This is a genomic window from Streptomyces sp. G45 (assembly GCF_049542095.1).
Taxonomy (GTDB): Bacteria; Actinomycetota; Actinomycetes; order Streptomycetales; family Streptomycetaceae; genus Streptomyces.
Genome location: NZ_JBMUZU010000001.1, coordinates 1,084,373 through 1,102,051 on the forward strand (window position 1 = coordinate 1,084,373; position 17,679 = coordinate 1,102,051).

11 protein-coding genes and 1 pseudogene are annotated in these 17,679 nt (G+C 73.7%); all 12 read right to left on the reverse strand.

The annotated features are described in order from the left end of the window. Window positions 1-73 precede the first annotated feature (73 nt). The 12 genes and pseudogenes from ACOBQU_RS04540 to ACOBQU_RS04595 all read right to left on the reverse strand — a co-directional run bounded on the left by ACOBQU_RS04540 (window position 74) and on the right by ACOBQU_RS04595 (window position 17,247). A complete protein-coding gene (locus ACOBQU_RS04540) occupies window positions 74-1,000 on the reverse strand; it encodes a DUF1702 family protein (RefSeq protein ID WP_423624605.1) in 927 nt (308 codons plus the stop codon). Beyond that, window positions 997-1,752, reverse strand: a complete 756-nt coding sequence (locus ACOBQU_RS04545; protein ID WP_423624606.1) for a DUF1702 family protein — start codon at window positions 1,750-1,752, stop codon at window positions 997-999. The genes ACOBQU_RS04540 and ACOBQU_RS04545 overlap by 4 nt, the downstream gene beginning before the upstream one ends. Beyond that, complete coding sequence (locus tag ACOBQU_RS04550; protein ID WP_423624607.1) at window positions 1,743-2,003, reverse strand: hypothetical protein; 261 nt, start codon at window positions 2,001-2,003, stop codon at window positions 1,743-1,745. Before ACOBQU_RS04550 ends, ACOBQU_RS04545 begins: the two co-directional genes overlap by 10 nt. Next, window positions 2,000-3,310: a cation:proton antiporter gene (locus ACOBQU_RS04555; RefSeq protein ID WP_423624608.1), complete on the reverse strand. Its 1,311-nt coding sequence runs from the start codon at window positions 3,308-3,310 to the stop codon at window positions 2,000-2,002. The genes ACOBQU_RS04550 and ACOBQU_RS04555 overlap by 4 nt, the downstream gene beginning before the upstream one ends. A gap of 39 nt (window positions 3,311-3,349) precedes the next feature. Then, window positions 3,350-4,273, reverse strand: coding sequence for a DUF1702 family protein (locus ACOBQU_RS04560; protein ID WP_423624609.1), 924 nt, complete (start codon window positions 4,271-4,273; stop codon window positions 3,350-3,352). Beyond that, window positions 4,270-5,226 (reverse strand): DUF1702 family protein, encoded by a 957-nt coding sequence (locus ACOBQU_RS04565; RefSeq protein WP_423624610.1) that lies wholly within the window; start codon window positions 5,224-5,226, stop codon window positions 4,270-4,272. Before ACOBQU_RS04565 ends, ACOBQU_RS04560 begins: the two co-directional genes overlap by 4 nt. Further along, complete coding sequence (locus ACOBQU_RS04570) at window positions 5,210-6,793, reverse strand: beta-ketoacyl reductase (protein ID WP_423634248.1); 1,584 nt, start codon at window positions 6,791-6,793, stop codon at window positions 5,210-5,212. The genes ACOBQU_RS04565 and ACOBQU_RS04570 overlap by 17 nt, the downstream gene beginning before the upstream one ends. 116 nt (window positions 6,794-6,909) lie before the next feature. Next, a pseudogene (locus tag ACOBQU_RS04575) lies at window positions 6,910-10,875 on the reverse strand (acyltransferase domain-containing protein); the annotation flags it as partial. Continuing rightward, on the reverse strand, window positions 10,868-11,908 hold the full coding sequence (locus tag ACOBQU_RS04580) for a thioesterase II family protein (RefSeq protein WP_423634250.1): 1,041 nt from the start codon (window positions 11,906-11,908) through the stop codon (window positions 10,868-10,870). The gene ACOBQU_RS04580 and the pseudogene ACOBQU_RS04575, both read right to left, overlap by 8 nt. Further along, window positions 11,905-13,659 (reverse strand): NAD(P)/FAD-dependent oxidoreductase, encoded by a 1,755-nt coding sequence (locus tag ACOBQU_RS04585; protein WP_423624611.1) that lies wholly within the window; start codon window positions 13,657-13,659, stop codon window positions 11,905-11,907. The genes ACOBQU_RS04580 and ACOBQU_RS04585 overlap by 4 nt, the downstream gene beginning before the upstream one ends. Continuing rightward, window positions 13,656-15,362, reverse strand: a complete 1,707-nt coding sequence (locus ACOBQU_RS04590) for an NAD(P)/FAD-dependent oxidoreductase (protein ID WP_423624612.1) — start codon at window positions 15,360-15,362, stop codon at window positions 13,656-13,658. The genes ACOBQU_RS04585 and ACOBQU_RS04590 overlap by 4 nt, the downstream gene beginning before the upstream one ends. Further along, window positions 15,355-17,247, reverse strand: a complete 1,893-nt coding sequence (locus ACOBQU_RS04595) for an NAD(P)/FAD-dependent oxidoreductase (RefSeq protein WP_423624613.1) — start codon at window positions 17,245-17,247, stop codon at window positions 15,355-15,357. Before ACOBQU_RS04595 ends, ACOBQU_RS04590 begins: the two co-directional genes overlap by 8 nt. Window positions 17,248-17,679: the final 432 nt, after the last annotated feature.

Genomic DNA, 17,679 nt, shown 5'->3' on the forward strand with positions numbered 1-17,679 from the left:
GTGTTTCTGGTGCTCCGGGTGTGCCTGGTGCTCCGGGTGTCGCGGGTCCCTGCGGCCAGGGGAGCGGTGGCGCTCAGGCCGCCAGTGCCTCCTCCGTGCGCCTGCGCCAGATCTCGTACCGGGGCTCGACGCTGATCACCGGCAGGTCGCGGGCCGCCCGCTCGACGGCCGCGGCGGCCTCCTCGTCGCCGCGGCCGCAGAAGACCCGGCACGCGAGGTCGGTGTGCTCGGTGCGGTTGCCCGCCGCGCGGCGGCCCCACGCGGCGGTCGCCGCGCCCCGGGCCAGCTGCGGCCGGAAGGCGGCGGCGTGCCGCAGCACCGAGCGCAGCGCGGCCTCGTCGGCGCCGCCGCCGTAGGCCGACGCCAGGCCCACCCCGCTCCACAGGTCCGCGTGCCGGTGGGCGGGGAAGGCATCGACGAGACGGGTGACGCGGTCGACGACGCCGCCGCTGGAGAACCACAGCGCCCGGCCCACGCCCTGGTCGAAGCAGCGGCGGCCGTGCGCCGTGAGCCGGGCGGGCACGGCGTGGCGCTCGACGTAGCGGCGCCGCTTGAAGAAGGCCTCGTGGAAGCCGTAGCCGTCGGCGGTCACCCAGCCGAGCAGCGGGTCCAGGCCCGCGAGTCGGCTCTCCGGCGTCCGGCGCAGCCGCGCGTAGGCGAGGCCGACGCCGACGTACACCGGGTAGATGTGGGCGGCGCCCGGTCCGGCGACGAAGGCGTCGAGGCGCCGCTTGCGGGGCGCGACGGCGTCCAGGGCCGCGAGGCCCATGCCCGCGCCTTCGTAGGCGAAGCCCCGCAGGGCGGGTTCGACCGCGTCGAGGCGGGGGGTGAGGACGGTGAGGCGGGGGTCCTCGAGGGCGGCGTGGTAGCCCTCCATCAGGGAGCAGGCCACGGGGGCGAACCGCTCCCACGCCTCGGGGGCGAAGCCCGGCCGGGAGAACACGGCCCGGGCCGAGGGGATGCCGAACAGGCGCCTGCGGATGGCTCCGGCGGCGGTCATGCGCGCACCTCCTCGGCGGTCGCGGCGGCCACCGGCGCGCTGCTCCAGGCGGCGCGGATCTCCCGGCGCCAGCGTTCGTAGGCGGGCGGGGTGCCCGGGCGGTCGGCGAGGCCCGCGCGGCTGGTGGCGCGCCCGGCCTCGTGGGCGACGGCGGCGACGGCCGCCTCGCCCCTGCCCCACACGACCCGGCAGGCCAGGTCGGTGTGCGGGGCGGGCTGCCCGGACTGCTCGCGGAAGACGGAGGCGACCGCGGTGCCCGTGGCGACGTCGGCGCGGTGGCTCCCCGCCGCGTCGAGGAGCGTGGCGACGGCGGCGCGGTCCATGACGCCCGCGGCGTAGGCGCAGGCCAGGCCGATGCCGCTCCACAGGTCGCCCTGGCGCCGGTCGGGGAAGGCGCGGATGGTGTCGATGATCCGCTCGACGTTGGCGCCGGTGGAGAACCACAGGCTGCGGCCGACGCCCTGGTCGAAGGCGCGGGCGGCGTAGCCGCCGATGCGGCGCGGCAGGGCGTGCCGCTCCACGGTGTCGCGCCAGGAGAAGAAGCCCTCGTAGAAGCCGTAGCCGTCCAGTACCAGCCAGCGCAGGAACGGGTCCTGGCGGGCGAGGAAGCGCCCCGGGTTGAGGGGTACGCGGGGCAGCACGAGCCCGGCGCCGATGTAGACCAGGCAGCGGTAGGGCGCGCCGGGGCCGTGGACGAACGCGGGCAGCCGCCTGGCGGGCGGGAAGAGGCTGTCGAGCAGCATCAGGCCCATGCCCGCGCCTTCGTAGGCGATGCCGCGCAGTTCGGGGGCACGGCTTCGAGGCGGGGCACCAGGTCGTCGTGGCGGGGGTGGTCCAGGGTCATGTAGAAGCTGTCGACGAGGGTGCGGGCCACCGGTTCGAAGGTGTGCCAGGTCCTGTCCATGTCCTCCTGGGCGCCGAACCGTTCCGCCGCCATCGTGGGGAAGGCGTCCGCGGACAGCGGGAACACCGGCTTCAGCAGGGTGCCGAGCGGCAGGCTCATGAGCGGCCTCCGGGTGCCTCGGCGAGGCCCGCGGGGACCTCCGTGGTGAGGGGCAGTTCGGAGACGCCGTCGGGGCGGAACCGGCCGTAGACGTACTCGAACAGGGGGGTGGCCATGAGTGTGGTCGCGATGGCCATGAAGACGAGGATGGTGAACAGGGTCGGGGTGATCAGCCCTTCCTGGAGGCCGATGTTGAGCAGGATCAGCTCCATCAGGCCGCGCGCGTTCATCAGGCTGCCGAGGGCCAGCGCCTCGCGCTGCGGCTCCTTGTTGAGCCGGGCGGCGAACCAGCAGGCGACACCCTTGCCCATGACCGAGACCACCAGGATGAGCAGGGCGACGCCCCACAGGGCCACGCTGTTCACCAGGCCGATCTCCGTGTTGAGCCCGGAGTACACGAAGAACAGCGGCAGCAGCAGGTGCACGGTCAGCGGCTCGAAGTACTGGCGGACGCGCTCGGCGAACAGGCCGCGCGGCATGGCCGCGCCCAGGATGAACGCCCCGAACACCGCGTAGATCCCGACCCAGTCGGTGAACCAGGCGGCCAGCATCAGGACCATCAGGGTCAGCGTGATCATGGGCGAGCTGACCTCGCGGTCCCGCTCGGCCTTGGCGCCGAGCGCGCCGAGCAGCCGCTTGCCGACGGTCAGGACGACGACGGCGTACGCGATGCCGCCGCCGATGGCCAGGAACGCGATCTGCATGTCGTTCTTGAACACGGCGAGCACGACGGCCAGCAGGCACCAGGAGATCGCGTCGTCGGTGGCCCCCGCGGCGAGCGCGAGGGTGCCGAGCGAGGTGCCCGTCAGGCGCCGCTCGAAGATGATGCGGGCGAGCATCGGGAAGGCGGTGATGGCGATGGCCGAGCCCATGAACAGCATGGCCTGCCAGCTCTTGACGCCGTCGGTGAAGAACGTGTCGCCCTGCCGCACGAGCAGCGCCGCCGTGAGGGCGCCGAGGACCATCGGGGTGATCACCCCGGCGAGCGAGATCGACACGGCGCTGGGCAGCCGGTGCCGGATCAGCCCGGTGTCGAACTCCAGGCCGACCAGGAACATGTACAGCACGAGCCCGACCTGGGCGACCACATAGATCATGGTCATGGACGGGCCGGTGGGGAACAGCTTCTCCTGTACGCCGGGGAACATCAGGCCGAGCAGGGAGGGGCCGAGCAGCACCCCGGCGATCATCTCCCCCACGACGAGCGGCTGCCCCATCCGGCGCACGAGCAGGCCGACGAGACGGCACACCGCGAGGATCGCGGTCAGTTGCAGGAAGAAGCGAATGGCGATATCCGCGTTGGACATGGTGCCCCCATCTCCGCACAGGCAGGTGTCGGTGAGTGGTCAGGCGAACTGGCGGCGGATGCGCCGCCGCCAGATCTCGTAGGCCGGTTCGACCTCGTCGGTGGGCAGGTCGGCGAGCGCGGCGGCGGCGATGTCCGCCGCCTCCCGGCTGTCGACGCCGCAGATCACCTGGCAGGCGATCTCGTTGTGCTCGGCGGTGTTGCCCACCTGGCGGCGGGCCCGGGCCGCCACGACGACGCCCTCGGCGAGCCGCCCCCGGTAGGCGTCGGCGCGGGCGCGCAGCGCCGCCACGGTCGGCTCGTCGACGCCGCCGGTGTAGCCGCAGGCCAGGCCGACGCCCGCCCACAGGTCGCCGCGGCGCGCCTCGGGGAACGCCTCGATGGTGGCCGCCACCCGCTTGACGTCGGCGCCGGTGGCGAACCAGACGGCGCGCCCGAGGCCGTGGTCGAAGGGCGTGAGCGCGTAGCCGCTGAGGTGCCGGGGCGTGGCGCGCTCCTGGACGTGCCGCCGGTGGGCGAAGAACCCCTCGTGGAAGCCGTAGCCGTCCAGGACCACCCAGTTGAACACCTCGTCGCCCAGGCGGCGGCGGAACGTTTCGGGGTCGCGGCGCAGCCGGGCCAGGCCCATGCCCGCGCCGAGGTAGACGGCGAAGACGTAGGGGCTCGCGGCGCCGTCCACGAAGCGGCGGGTGCGGCGCTGCCAGGGCAGCAGGTGGTCCAGGGCGGCGAGGCCGACGCCCGCGCCCTCGTAGGCGAAGCCGCGCAGTTCCTCGGGGTAGGCGTCCAGCTTCTGGACGAGGGTGGCCTCGCGCCGGGTGAGGAGGGTCGCCTGGCAGCACTCCGTCACGGTGTAGACCACCTTGCTCAGCCGCTCCGAGGCGGCACCGGCGTCCAGGGCGGCGGCCGGAAGGTCCTTCGGGGCGACCTGGAACAGTGGCCGCAGCGCGGCTCCGAGCACGGTCACGGGGTGTCTCCCCTCGTGGTCACGGTGGCGGCGAGACCGGCCTCCAGGCGTCGCTGGAGGGTGTCGTACGCCGGTGCGGACGGGGTGTCGGGCAGGTCTTCGAAGGCGCGGTCGACGAGGGCCGCGGCCCGGTCGGCGGGCAGGCCGCAGAGCACCTCGCAGGCCAGGTCGGTGTCGGGCGTCGGGTTGCCCGCGCGCAGCCGCCCCTTGGCGACGAACGCGGTGCCGACGGCCGCGCGGGGCGCGTGCCGCCCGGCGGCCGTCCGCACGGCCTCGACGGTGGCGCGGTCGACACCGCCGACGTAGCCGCAGGCCACGCCGATGCCCAGCCACAGGTCGGCGTGCCGGTGCGCGGGGAACGCGGCGATGGCGCGGGCGATGTGGGCGGGGTCGGCGCCGGAGGTGAACCAGACGCTGCGGCCCACCCCCTGGTCGAAGACGCGCCGTCCGAACGCCGACAGGTGCACGGGCACCTGCTGGCGCTCCACGAACCGCCGCGGCTTGAAGAAGCCCTCGTGGAAGCCGTAGCCGTCCATCACGAGCCAGCGCAGCGCGGGGTCGGGCAGCCGCCGCAGGAACGGCTCGGGCCTGCGGCGCAGCCGGGCCAGGGCCTCCCCCGCGCCGATGTGGACCATGTACAGGTGGGGGCTGCCGGGGCCCGCCATGTACGCCTGGAGCCGGGAGGTGCCGGGCAGGAAGCAGTCCAGGCCGGTCAGGCCCATGGCGGCGCCTTCGTAGGCGTAGCCGCGCAGGGCGAGCGGCACCCGGTCCAGGCGGGGCACCAGGTCGTCGAGGCGGCTGCCGTCCAGGACGGCGTGGTAGCCGCCCACGGCGGTGCGCACCGCGGTCTTCAGGTGCCGCCACGTCGGGGTGTCGCCCCGGCTGAAGGCGGTGGCCTCCGCGTCCGACACGCCCATCACGGCGCGCCGCAGTCCGCTAAGCGACAGGGTCATGGTTCCGCGCTCCCGTCGGGTCGTCGGTGGGGGCCTGCTCCCGCTCGGCGGGCTCGTGCTCCAACTCGTCGAGCAGCCGGGCCAGTTCGTCGGGCGGGACCTCGGCGAGGAGGGCGGCGAGTTCGTCGTCCTGGGCCGCGGGTGGCCGCGGGCCCGCGTCCGGGGTGTCCGGGGCGCCGGGGGTGTCCGCGTCCGCCTCGGTCTGCTCGTCCGGGTCGCCCGGCTCATCCAGCGCGAGCAGCGGCAGGACGCGCGTGGCCAGGTCGAGGACGGTCACGCCCTGGAGCAGGTCGAGGACCGACACCTCCGCGCGCAGCGTCGCCTCGATCCGGTGCTTGACCTCGACGGCCATGAGCGAGTCGATGCCCAGGTCGCTGAGGTTCTCCTCGTCGTCGAACTCGGCGGGGTCCAGCTTGAGGACGAGCGCGGCGACGGCGTGCAGCTGGGCGGCGAGCAGGCCGAGGCGGTCGGCCTCGGGCGCCGCGCGCAGCGCCGCGAGGACGGCGTCGGCGTCGGCCGCGTCGGCGGCCCCGGGCCCCTCGGTCTCCGCCACGCCGAGCTCGGCGAACATCGGCGGGAGCTGTCCCGCCGGGGCCGTCGACCGGGCGGTCGTCCAGTCGGCGGTGATCGCCACCACATGGGCCGGGCGCTGGCCGATGAGGCGGCCCAGGACGCGCGTCCCGGCCTCCGGCGTGATGAGGTCGATGCCGCGCCGGGCGTACGTCTGCTCCAGGTTGAGCTGCTCCACCATGCCGACGGACCACGGCCCCCAGCCGATGCTCAGGGCGGGCAGCCTGCGGGAGCGGCGGTGCTGGGCGAGCGCGTCGAGGAACGCGTTCGCGGCGGCGTAGTTGGCCTGGCCCGCGGAGGCGATGACGGAGCCGACCGAGCCGAACAGGACGAAGAACTCCAGCGGCGCGTGTGCGAACAGGCGGTGCAGCAGCCAGCCGCCGGTCAGCTTGGGCCGCAGCACGCGCCGGAACGTCTCCGGGCTCATCCGCAGCATCAGCTCGTCCTCGACGACGCCTGCGGCGTGCACGACCCCGGCGACCGGGGGCCTGCCCTGCCGCTGGTGGCCTTCGTACCAGGCACGCAGGCTCCCCTCGTCCGCGGTGTCCACGGCGGCGCAGTGGACCCGCACTCCACAGCCTTCCCACCGCAGCAGCTGATCGACCAGCGCGCGCCGCGGGTGGTCGGCGGGCAGCCCCGCCCAGGTGTCGCGCGGCGGCACGGGCGTGCGGCCCATCAGGACGAGGTGGCGTGCGCCGCGGTCGACGAGGAACTGGGCGACGACCCGGCCGAGCGCGCCCGCCCCGCCGGTGACCAGGTACGTCGCGTCGCCGCGCAGGGTGAGCGGGAACGCGGGGCTGAGGTTGGCCGACCGTGCGAGGCGGGCGACGTACCGCTGCCCGTCGCGGAAGGCGACCTGGTCCTCGCCGTGCCCGGCGGTGATCTCCTCGACCAGGCGGCGCGCCTGGTCGGTGTCCGGCCCGGCGTCGAGGTCGACGAGGCCGCCCCACATGCCGGTGAACTCCTGGTGCCCGACCACCCGGCCGACGCCCCACATCGGGGCCTGCGCCAGGGACAGGGGCCGCGGCGCCGCCTGGACGTCCTGCGCGGTGCGGGTGACCAGCCACACCCGCGGCAGCCGCTGGACGACCCCGGCGGCGAGCGCCCGCATCAGGTGCAGGACCGACAGGGAGCCCAGGTCCTGGCCGTCCTGGAGCGCGTCGGCGGTGGTGTCCTCGGCGCTCGGCACGTCGAGGCTCCACAGGTGGACGACCTTGTCGATCCTGGTGTCCCGCGCGATCTCCTCCAGGACCCGCTGGTAGTGCTCGGGGCGGGTGGGGTCCAGGACGTGGCCGCCGCCGTCGGTGCGGACGGGTTCGGGCACGGTGCCGGGCGCCACGGTGACGACGGGGTGCCCGGCCCGGCCGAGCTGGCGGGCCACCTCGGCGCCGACGCCGCCGGGTGCGCCGGTGAACAGCACCCAGGTGCCGCCCGGGGCGTCCTCGGGTTCCGCGGTGTCGTCCGCCGTCGGCGCGGGTCGCCACTCCACCTCGTACAGGCCCTGGTCGATCCGCTCGGGGGCCAGGCCCGCCGCCGTGTCCAGGGACTGGGCGCGGAACCCGCGGATGTCGACCAGGACCCGGCCCTCGGCGTCGCACAGCGCGAGGTCGCTGACGATGACGCGCGCGTCGGCCTCGATGACCTCGGCCACCACGTGCGTCTCGGCGGTGACACGGCCGAGCACGGTGACGCTGTCGACGCCCACGGGCAGGTACGGGCCGGACGCCTTGGACCCGTCGGGCACGGGCGCGGCGGAGGTCAGCAGGACTTGGAAGGCCCCGTCGATCAGGCTGGGGTGGAACCGGTAGGCGCCGAGGTCGCCCGCCACGCACGCGGGCACGGCCAGTCGGCCGACGGTGTGCCGCGGCCCGGTGGCGACCTCCTCGACGGTCTGGAACGCGGGCCCGTACTGGAAGCCCATGTGGTGGACGGTGGCGTAGAACTCGTCGCGGGACACGCGCTGTTCGCAGGTGGCGCGCGCCCCGTCGAGGTCGCGCCGGGTCCTCTCCAGCGGGCGGCGGGCGAGGCGAGCGGTCGCGTGCAGCGTCCAGGTGCGGCCGCCGCCGGGCGAGGCGGCGAACGCGGCGAACTCGATCCGGCCGGACTCCTGGTACAGGGTGGTGCGCAGCCGGGGGTCGGCCGTGCCGGGCAGCACCAGGGCCTGGCGCAGCCGGAGGTCCTCCAGGGTGTAGTCGCCCTCGCCGTAGACCTCGCGCGCCGCGGCGAGGCCCAGCTCGATGAACGCGGCGCCGGGCAGCACCGTGTTCCCCTGCACCTGGTGGTCGGCGAGGAACGGCACCAGTCGGGTGTTCAGCTCCCGCTCCCAGGTGGGGTGGGTGGCGTTCATGTGCTGGCCGAGCAGCGGGTGGACCTCGGTGTAGTGGCGGTCCTCGTGGGCTTCCGCCGACTCGTTCCAGTAGCGCTTGAGCTGCCAGGGGTAGGTCGGCAGGTCGAGCGGGCGGGCGTCCTTGCCGTAGAAGCACTCCCAGTTCACCGCGTGGCCGTGGCTGTACAGGGCGCCGAGGGAGCCGAGCAGCACCGCGTCGTCGGGCTCGTCGCGGCGCAGCGACGGCACGATCAGGCCGTCCTGCCCCTGCTCGGCGAGGAGTTCGCGCATGGAACCGGCGAGCACGGGGTGCGGGCCCAGCTCCACGAAGTGGGTGTAGCCGTCGGCGAGCAGCTGGCGGAAGGCGGCCGCGAACAGGACGGTCGCGCGGACGTTCTGCCACCAGTAGTGGGCGTCGGCGCCCCGGCCGTCGATGCGGGTTCCGGTCACCGTGGAGTACAGCGGCAGGGTGGCGGAGGAGGGGCGCAGGTCGGCGAGGCCCTTCTCCAGGTCCTCGCGCAGCGGGTCCATGCAGTGGCTGTGGTACGGGACCTTGACGTGCAGGAAGCGGTGGAAGACCCCGAAGGTCTCCAGCTGGGCGGCCATGGACCGCAGGATCTTCTCGTCGCCGGAGAGCGTGACGGCCGTGGGGCTGTTCACGGCGGCGACCGACACCAGCGGGCCCGCGTCGGCCACGGCCTGGTCGAGGGTCTCCGGTGTCATGCCGACGGCGAGCATCCGGCCGGTGCCGGTGGCGCGCTGCTGGAGGCTGCTGCGGTAGTAGTTCACCTTGACGGCGTCCTCGAAGCTGAGGACGCCCGCGAGGTACTGGGCGGCGGTCTCGCCGGTGCTGTGCCCGACGACCGCGTCCGGGACCACGCCCAGGACCGCCACAGCTCGGCCAGGCCCACCTGGACGGCGAAGTTGGCGGGTTGGGCGACCTCGGTCTCGGCCATGCGGGACTCGTCCTCGGGCGCGAGGAGTTCGTCGAGCAGCGACCAGCCGGTGTACCGGCTCAGTTCGAGGTCGCAGCGCTCCACCGCGGCGCGGAACACCGGTTCGGTGTCGAGGAGTCGGCGGGCCATGGCCCACCACTGGGGGCCCATGCCGGAGCAGACGAAGGCCAGCTTGGGCCGCTCCCCCGCCGGGGCGCGCCCGGTGGCGACGCCCTTGGTCTCGTGCCCGGCGTGGAAGGCGCCCAGCTTCTCGGCGGCCTCGGCGGCGCTGGCTGCGACGACGGCGAGCCGGTGCTCGTGGTGGTCGCGGCGCAGGGCCCGGGTGTATCCGACGTCCCTCAGGTCGTACGAGGAGTCCGCGAGGGCGTCGCGCAGGGCGCCCGCCGTGTCGGTGAGCGCCTCGGGGGCGCGGGCGGACAGCGGCAGCAGATAGCGGCCGCGGGCTTCGGCGCGCGGCGGCAGGGGCCGTGCGCCGGGCGGCTCCTGGAGCACCACGTGGGCGTTGGTGCCGCCGAAGCCGAAGGAGTTGACGCCCGCGAGCCGCGTTCCGGACGTGCTGGGCCAGTCGCCGGGTTCCGTCTGGACGCGCAGGCGCAGCGCGTCGAAGTCGATGGCCGGGTTGGGCGTGCGGCCGTGCAACTGGCCGGGGATGCGGCCGTGTTCGAGGGCGAGGGCCGCCTTGATGAGGCCCGCGACCCCGGCGGCCGCCTCCAGGTGGCCGATGTTGGTCTTGACCGAGCCGATGGCCAGGCGCTCGCCGTCGGGGCGGCCCGCGGCGAAGACCCGCCCGATGGCGGCCGCCTCGACGGGGTCGCCGACGGGCGTGCCGGTGCCGTGCGCCTCGACGTACTGGACCTCGTGCGGCGCGATGCCCGCCTGGCGGCAGGCCGCCCGCATGGCGGCTTCCTGGGCGTCGCCGTTGGGGACGGTGATGCCGTTGCTGCGGCCGTCCTGGGAGACGGCGGTGCCCCGGATCAGGGCGTGGATGCGGTCCCGGTCGGCCAGGGCCCGCGACAGCGGCTTGAGGACGACGACTCCGGCGCCCTCGCCGCGGGCGTAGCCGTCGGCGGACGCGTCGAAGGCCTTGCAGCGGCCGTCGGGGGCGAGGAAGCCGCCCTTGGACTCGGCGATGGTCATGTTGGGCGCGATCATCACGTTGACGCCGCCCGCCAGGGCCAGCGAGCACTCGCCGTCGCGCAGGCTGCGCACCGCCAGGTGCACGGCGACCAGCGAGCCGGAGCAGGCGGTGTCCACGGCGAGGCTCGGCCCCCGGAAGTCGAACGCGTACGACAGCCGGTTGGCCAGCATCGTCATCATCATGCCGGTGGCGGAGTGGGACTGGAGTTCGTAGCGGCTGTGCACGCCGTAGTTCTGGAGCAGCTGGTAGTCGAGGGTGAAGCCGCCCATGAAGACGCCCGTGTCGCTGCCCGCGAGGGCGTCGGCGCGCTGGCCGCCGTCCTCCATGGCCTCCCAGGCCGTGTGGAGCAGCAGCCGCTGCTGCGGGTCGAGCCAGATGGCTTCGCGCGGCGAGATGCCGAAGAACGGGGCGTCGAACTGGTCGACGCGGTCCAGGAACCCGCCGCGCACGGTGCCGGTCTTGCCGAGTTTGGCGGCGTCGGGGTCGTAGAACTTGGCGGCTTCCCAGCGGTCGTCGGGCAGCTCGCGGGTGGCGTCGACACCGGTGTTCAGCAGCTCCCAGAACGCGGCGGGCGTGCTGGCGCCGCCGGGAAAGCGGCAGCCGATGCCGACGATGGCGATGGGTTCGGGCGGCGCGTCGTCCGGCGTCCGGTCAGTCATGGCGCCATCCCCCTTCCGCTGTACGAGTGCTATGAGCGCTATGAGTGCTGTGAGTGCTGTGAGTGCTACGCGTGGTCCGGGCGCTTCCCGTGCTGCGAGCGGTGCGGGACCCGGGGGCCTCGCCGCTGGTGCGGGCGGTGGGGGCGGCGCGGGCGGCTTCCAGGTCCGGTCCCAGTTCCCGGGACACCTCGGCGAGCAGCAGGTCCTGGGCGCTGTGCAGGAAGAAGTGCGTGCCCGGCAGCATGGCCACCCGGAACGGGCCGCCTGCCTGGGCGCGCCACAGGCCGAGGTCGGTGCGGCTGACGCGGACGTCCTGGTGGCCGCCGAAGACGGTCAGGGGCAGCGCCAGGGGGCGCTCGTCGCGGTACCGGTAGGTCTCGCAGACCTCCAGGTCGGCGCGGAGCATGGGCAGCAGCGCGCGCATCAGCTCGTCGTTGTCGAGCACCGGCGCGGGCGTGCCCTCCTTGCGGAGCACCGTCTTCAGCACCTCGTCGGGCAGGTGGTGGATCCTGATGTGCGGGCTGGGCAGCTGCGGCGCCCGGAACGCGGCCAGGAGCAGCCGCTCGGGCCGACGGGCCCCGGCGCGGCGCAGCCGCCGGGTGAGTTCGAAGGCGATGAGCGCGCCCATGCTGTGCCCGAAGAACGCGTACGGCACGTCCAGGCGCGGCAGGATCGCCTCGTACAAGCCGTCGATCAGATGGTCCAGGCGCCGCGCGGCCGGTTCGCCGAGGCGGGACTCGCGGCCGGGCAGCTGGGCGGCGAGGACGTCGACGCCCGCGGGCAGGTGGTCGCTCCACTCCCGGTAGGCGGCGCTGCCGCCGCCCGCGTAGGGGAAGCAGAACAGGCGGAGCACCGGGGTGCCGCCCTCGGGGCGGGCCGAGCCGGAGGCGTGGCGCACGAACCAGGAGGTGCCGGTCGAGCGGGTGCCCTCCGGGCGGCCGCGCAGGCGCTGCACCAGCCGGGCCCGCTTGTCGTCGGGGAGCCGCGCGACGCGCTCGTGCGGGAGCGCGCCCTCGCTCAGGACGCCGGTCATCGGGCCTCCCCCGTGCCGACGGTCTCGTCGGCGGCCCTGTGGTGGATCCACTGGTCGGGCAGCGGGGTGGTCTCCCGCTCCTGCCGGTGGACCTCGACGAGGGCCATCAGGGCCTCGTCGGCCCGCCAGCGCCGGGCCTGCTCCTGCTTGGCCTCGTTCCAGGTCTCGGCCTCGAACTCCGCGGTGACGGTGGCCACGAGCTGGCCCGACAGATGCTCGATGAAGCGGATGTTCGCGGCGAACTGCTCTTCGAGGTCCGCTTCCGCGAGGCCCGCCGTCATGCCGATGTGCAGGCGGCGCATGAAGTCGAAGTCGTAGAACCGGACGAAGGGCGCCGGGTCGCGGGGCTCGGCGTCGGCGGCGGCCCACTCCCGGAAGAAGCGCTGCACGTCCCGGCTCGCCGCGCTGAACCGGGCGAGTCCGGTCACCAGGCCGGGCCGGTCCCCGAGGTGCCGCAGCACGTCGTGGAAGTAGAGCAGCCCGGGGACCGCCCAGTACACGGCCGTGTCCCAGATGACCTTGGCGAGCATGACGCGGGCGTTGCCCATGAGCGCGTACTGGTTCTCGTAGACGCTCAGCCAGCCCTCGGCGATCAGCAGGAACACCGTGTTGTGGACGGCGGCCAGCTCGGTGACGTCGTCGCCGTCCAGGGCGTGCGTGATCAGGTCGACGATCAGGCCGTTGCTGATGGCGATGAGGTCCAGTCCGGGTGAGTACAGCGGGTCGAGGAAGACCCCGGCCTCCCCGGCGAGGCACCAGCGGTCCGCGGAGAAGACCTGCTCGCAGCTGTAGGCGTAGTCCTTCATGACGCGGAAGTCCTGGAGCTGGTCGCGGTGTTCGCGCACCACGCGGGCGCACTGCGGCTCGTGCTCGTCCAGCCAGGCCAGGGCCCGCTCGAACCGGTTGAGGGTGTCGAAAGCGTGCAGGTCGGGGTCGGTGACGATGCCCACGCTGGTGGAGCCGGAGGCCAGCCGGATCAGCCACACCCAGTAGCCGGGGCCCATCAGGTGGTTGGTGGACAGCTCGCGGCGGCCCTCCTCGATGCGGGCGTGCCACCGCGGGTCGTCGGACCACTGGTCGACGTCGATGGGGTGGCCGACGCGGAACCAGACGGCGTTGGCGCGGTGGCCGACCTTCTTGGCGAGGCCCAGGCGCCGCTTGAGCAGCGAGGACCGGCCGGTGGCGTCGACGACCCAGCGCGCCCTGATCTCCCTGGTGGCGCCGTCGTCGGCGCGCACCCGCAGCCGGTGGTGCTCGCCGTCGGGCCGCAGCTCGACGTCCTCGACCTTGGCGCCGGACAGGAACCGGGTGCCGCGGGAGGCCAGTTCGCGGCCGAGGGCGTTCTCCAGGCGGCCGCGGTCGAGCTGGTAGGTGCCGACGGCGCCGGGCGGGCGGACGGAGTGGCCCAGCTCCACGCGCCGGGTGATGTCGTCGTTGCCGTTCCCGGAGAAGAACATCCGCAGCCCGTACTTGTCCAACTGCTCGGACCTCAGGTGCTGTTCGAGGCCGAGGACCTCCCGCAGGTAGTAGGCGGCGATCTCCACGGTGGACTCGCCGACCTTGTGCGCCGCCTCCGGCACGGGGTGCCCCTGGCGCTCCAGGACCACGATCCGGGTGCCGGGGCGCTGCTCGCGCAGGTGCAGGGCGAGGGTGAGCCCGGCGGCTCCGCCCCCGACGACGGCCACGTCGACGCGGTCGACGACGTCGGCGTCGCCGTGCGCTTGGTTGCTGGTCGCGTTCGTGTCGTTCACGGTCCCACCGCCGTGTTCTGGGTGCCGAGGGTGATCCACGCGCTGTCGATGGGGTCGGCCGCGTCGCGTTCCCGGAACCGCTCGACGGCCTCCCGGAGCAGTTCGTCGGCGCGCCACCGCTCGATCTGGGCCCGGGTGGTGTCGTCGGCGCCGCGCGCTTGAAGGCGCTCGGCGACCGTGGTGGCCAATTGGCCCGCCAGCTGTTCGAGGAGGAGGACGTTGCGGCCGAACTGCTCCTCCAGCTTGTCGTCGTCGAGCCCGGCGGCCATGCCGTTGTGCAGGTCGACGAGGAAGTCGAGCAGGCTGTAGGGGTCGGCGAAGACGTCCGCCGCGGGCTCGTCGTCGACCCGGTGCCACTCCCTGAGGAACTGCTGGACGCGGGTGTGCAGTTGCCAGGCGCGCTGGAGGTTGGCGAAGGCCAGCGGGCTGTCGCCGAGGCGGCGGAACGTGTCGTGGAAGAACAGCAGGCCTGGCACCGCCCAGTAGATGATCGTGTCCCAGACGACCTTGGCCACCATCACCTGCGGGTTGCCCATGAGCGGGTACTGGTTCTCGTAGGCGACCAGCCAGATCTCGCTGAGCACCAGGTAGACCTGGTTGTGCGCCGCCGCACGGTCGACGATGTCCTCGCCGCGCCGGTCGCGCAGCACGAGGTCGGTGATGAGGCCGTTGCCGATGGCCATCAGGTCGCCGCCGGAGGAGTACAGCGGGTCGATGGAGACGCCCGCCTCCCCGGTCAGGCACCAGCGGTCCTCGGAGTACACCTGCTGGCAGCCGTACGCGTAGTCCTTCATCACCCGGAAGTCCTGGATCCTCTCCCGGTGCCGCCGCACGTCGGCCGCGCACTGCGGTTCGTGCTCGTCGAGCCAGGCGAGGGCCCGCTCCAGGGTGTTGAAGCCCTCGAAGGAGTGCGCCGCGTCCTCGGCGACGATGCCGACGCTGGTGGACCCCGAGGCGAGCGGGATGAGCCACACCCAGTAGCCGGGCCCCATCAGGTGGTTGGTCGACAGGCGGCGCAGACCGCGGTCGACGCGGGCCCGCCACTCCTCGTCCTCGGACCACTGCTGTACGTCGATCTCGTACTCGATGCGGAACCAGGCGGCGTTCGCCCGGTGACCGAGCGGCCGGGCGAGGCCCAGCTTGCGCTTGAGCAGCCCCGCGCGCCCGGTGCCGTCGACGACCCAGCGGGCCCGCAGCGTCCGCTCCCCGGCGCCGCCGGGCGTGCCGTCGACGACGTGGACGACGTGGTCGTCACCGGCGGCGCCGAGGTCCACGTCCTGGACCTTGCACCGCTGCCGGAACGCCACGCCCAGGTCGGCGGCGAGGGCGCCGAGGGCGTTCTCCAGGCGGCCGCGGTCCAGCTGGTACGACGACAGCGGGGCCTCGGAGACCTGGCCGTACTCGACGCGCCGGGCGATGTCGGTGTTGTCGGCGTGGGTGAAGAACATGCGCAGGCCGAACTTGTGCAGCTGCTCGGCCTCCAGGTGCTCCTGGAGCCCGAGGACGTCCCGCAGGTAGTGGGCCTGGACCTCCACGCTGGACTCGCCGACCTTGTGGGCGGCCTCCGGCACGGGGTGCGCCTGGCGTTCGAGGACCGCGACGCTCAGGCCGGGCTCGGCGCGCTTGAGCTGGAGGGCCAGCGTCAGACCGGTGATGCCGCCGCCGAGGATCGCCACGTCGAAGCGCTCGGAGGTGTCACGCATAGCTGACCTCGCTGGTGTGCTGTTCCATGCTGTCGGCTCCGTTCGGTTCCTGACCCCGGCTGCTGCCGGGGCTGGCGGGACTGGCGGTGCTGGCCGGGCTGACGCTGTCGTCTGCGGCGCGGGGCGCCCCCAGGGCGATCCAGCCGTCGCTGGTGGGGTGCTGGTGCCGCTCCCTGCGGTGGGTGGCGATCAGGTCGGCGATCAGCGGGTCCCGCTGCCAGCGCTGGATCTGGGCCATCACGCGGTCGTCGCCGTACCGCTCGCCGTAGGTGTCGATGACGGCGGTGACCAGCTGCCCGGCGAGCTGGGCGAAGAGCCGGGTGTTGGCGGAGAAGCGCTCGGGGAACCGCTCGTCGGGCAGGTCGTCGGCCATGCCGGTGTGCAGCCTCACCATGAAGTTCAGCGGCGCGTAGAGGTCGACGAAGCGGGCGTCGAGGCCGCCGTCGTCGATGGCCGCCCACTCGCGGAAGAAGGCCTGCACCCGGTTGCTGATGGCCGTCAGGCGCTCCAGGTCGGCGGCGACGGCGGGGCTGTCGGCGACCGTGCGGAACCGGTCCCGGAAGAACAGCAGCCCGAAGACGCCCCAGTAGAAGGCGGTGTCCCAGATCACCTTGGACGACATCACCCGGGCGTTGCCCATCAGCGGGTACTGGTTCTCGTAGATGGCGAGCCACATGTCGGTGACGCGGCGGAAGAGGCCGTCGTGGACGGAGGCGCGGACCGTGACGTCCTCGCCGTCGAGAAAGCGGGTCACCAGGTCGGTGACCAGGCCGTTGCTGATGGCGATCAGGTCGAGGCCGGGCGAGTACAGCGGGTCGAGGAAGATCCCGGACTCGCCGGTCAGACACCAGCGCGCCCCGCCGTCGTAGACCTGCTCGCAGCTGTAGGCGTAGTCCTTCATGACGCGGAAGTCCTGGACCTCGCCGAGGTGTTCCTCGACGGCGCGGGCGCACTGCGGCTCACGGCGGCGCAGCCACTCAAGCGCCCGCTCCAGGGTGTTGAACTCCTCGAACGGGTGGGTCGCGGCCTCCGCGACGATGCCGATGCTGATGGCACCGGACGCGAGCCGGATGAGCCACACCCAGTAGCCCGCGCCCATCAGGTGGTTGGTGGACAGCTCGCGGCGGCCCTCCCGGATGCGCGCGTGCCAGGCCGGGTCGTCGCTCCAGGTGCCGAGGTCGATGGGGTGGCCGACGCGGAACCAGGCGGCGTTGGCGCGGTGCCCCACGTCCTTGCGGAGCTGGAAGCGGCGCTGGAGGAAGTGGCTGCGCCCGGTGGCGTCGACCACCCAGCGGGCCCGCACGTCGCGCTCCCGCCCGTCCGCGGCCAGCCGCACGCGGTGGGGCCCCTCGGAGACGAACGCGACCTGGAGCACCTTGCTGCCGGGCAGGAACTCCACGCCCTCGCGGGCGCAGACGGCGCCGAGTTCGTTCTCCAGGCGCCCCCGGTCGAGCTGGTAGGTGGCCAGCGGAGGAAAGACGGAGCTGCCGAGTTCGACGCGCCGGGCGATGTCGGTGTTGTCGCCGCTGCTGAAGAACATGCGCAGGCCGAACTTGCGGATCTGCCGCGTCTCCAGGTGCGCGCCGAGCCCGAGGACGTCCCGCAGGTAGTGGGCGGCGATCTCCACGGTGGACTCGCCGACCTTGTGCGCGGCCTCGGGTACGGGGTGCTCCTGCCGCTCGGCGACGAGCACCCGCACGCCCGGCCGCGCCCGGCGCAGATGAAGTGCCAGAGTGAGGCCCGCGGCCCCGCCTCCGAGGATCACGACGTCGTACTGGTCGGGCGAGGCGGCCTCGTCGGCGACGCGGGTCCGGAGCTTCTGGGTCAGCAGTGCCCGCTGCTCGGCGGACAGATCGGATATCCGATGCCGTGCTGGTTGGGTCATGTGTCCCCCTTCATCCCGGATGACTCTCGGAGGGCGGGATTACGGACGACTTACTTCACGTGCAAGCTGGCCGTGCCTCACCCTGTTTGGCCAGGGCGGTTGGGCCGGTGCGCACCACGGTGGGCGGTACACGCGGAGCGCCGGGAGCCGGGTGTTCCGGGTGCGACGAACCCAGCTGGCTTGACCTCGCGCCAGCGGCCGGGCACACCGCACGCGACCGTTTCGATCGCAACGGCACGGGGCACACTGCGCCGAGCACACGAGCCCCGGAGCCCACAGGGCCCATGGCACCCGAAAAGCCCGGCGGTCGAACACGGCCGAACGCGGGCCCGTGCGGCGGCCCGGCAGGGTGAAGTGACGGCCGGTGGCGTGTCCCGGCCGCGCGGCGCCGGGTTGGGGAACCCGTCGGCGGCCCGCCCCTCGACCGGGCCG